This window comes from Mycobacterium sp. SMC-13, assembly GCF_045311035.1.
In the GTDB taxonomy this organism is placed as follows: domain Bacteria; phylum Actinomycetota; class Actinomycetes; order Mycobacteriales; family Mycobacteriaceae; genus Mycobacterium.
The window spans coordinates 1-1,447 of sequence record NZ_JBJIAI010000081.1; the positions used below are offsets into that span (position 1 = coordinate 1).

General features: G+C 63.9%; 1 pseudogene. It reads left to right on the forward strand.

Features of this window, described 5'->3' with window-relative positions:
* Positions 1-1,277: 1,277 nt before the first annotated feature.
* Positions 1,278-1,447: pseudogene (locus ACJH6I_RS31750) on the forward strand (pyridoxal-5'-phosphate-dependent protein subunit beta); the annotation flags it as partial.

Genomic DNA, 1,447 nt, shown 5'->3' on the forward strand with positions numbered 1-1,447 from the left:
TCATAGGGATTCCTTGCGTGTGGGCCGCCGTTGAGGTGGCCGTGATGGATGATTGCCGGTACCAGCGGCCCCGGGATTGAGGGCCGTGGGTATCGTCAGTCAGTTCCGCATCACGCAGAAATGCCGCAGTCGCTCACGACCGCCATGCAGAAGCCAGATCGCAGTGCGTGACGGCGGGCCGCGGGTGTTCGGCGACCGCACTGCCCGCAATGCCATTGACAGGACGACCGCAAGCGCCGCCGGCACTCCCCATCCGCGCCCAACGCCTGCAGTAGCCATGATTGCTGAGGCGGCCACTGGCAGTTGACATTCCTGGTGAACATCGACGGTGTGGGCGGCGGCAATCTCGGTAGATAGCCCCTGCGCTGCGGGTATCAGCGACGCACGCGGAACATGCTGGCCCTCGAAATCGTGAGTCGGGGGGCATTGGAGCGCTGGGATCAGCGCGACAGCGAGCGCCAGCAGCACCCACACTGCGCCCGCGGCGAGTCTGCCACGGGCGCAGGCACGGTCACCTGTGAGCGCCATCGCCCTACCTTAACACCGCCACGCACACCCGTAGGGGGTATGCATGTCCGGTGTCGCCCGCCGCGACAGCGCCGGCCATGAAGCGCTGTGCTGGAAGGTTTGCGGGGGTGGGCCGAAACGGCTCGGCGCGTCGCGGCATTGCGTGACGATTTGATCACATACCCGCTAGGGGCATTGGGGCCATGGTAGTTTTGTGGCCGTGAGGATCTGGGGCCGCCGATGCTGTCGCAGTCGGGTGCGGCTGTGGTTGGTGGCGCTGCTGGTCGGCATTACTGCCAGTTTGCCGCTGGCGCACTGCATCGGTGACCGTGGACAGCACCTCCGCGCACCTCAGCATCATCAGGCACCGATCACGATCTCTGGAGCGCCGGCAATCAATGTCGCCGCAATGACGGCGCATCCGCATGTAGGCAGTACCTTGCATGCGGCGTGGTGCTCGGTTTTTGACGTACCTGCGTTGAGTGTCCGAACGGATGGTCCGTTGCGGGTGTTGGTCACCGTGGGTGTGATGCTGGGCGCTGGTGCTCTCGGGGCGCTGTGGTCTGGGCGTGAGTGTCGTGGATCGCCTCGGCGACGCCGCTGCCCGGGGATTCCGCGCTTCGGGCGGGTCCTTCTTACTGATTTGTGTGTGATTCGCTGCTGAGGGTCGGGTTCGGCTGCTGGAGCGATCGTGGTATCGCCGGTGCGGCTCAAGCGCCCGTTACTACCTTTCGGCCGTATCGTTGCGGCCCTCACACAGGGAATTTTTCATGAACAACAGTATTGCTCTGTCTTCTCGTCGTAGTTGCACTCACCTGGGACCGAAGTTCCACGACCCCAACACGTTGGTGGGTAACACCCCGGTGTTGTGGGTGTCGGAACCTTTTGCTACATCTGACACCGGATTTTGGGCCAAGCTGGAGGCGCACAACCCCAACGG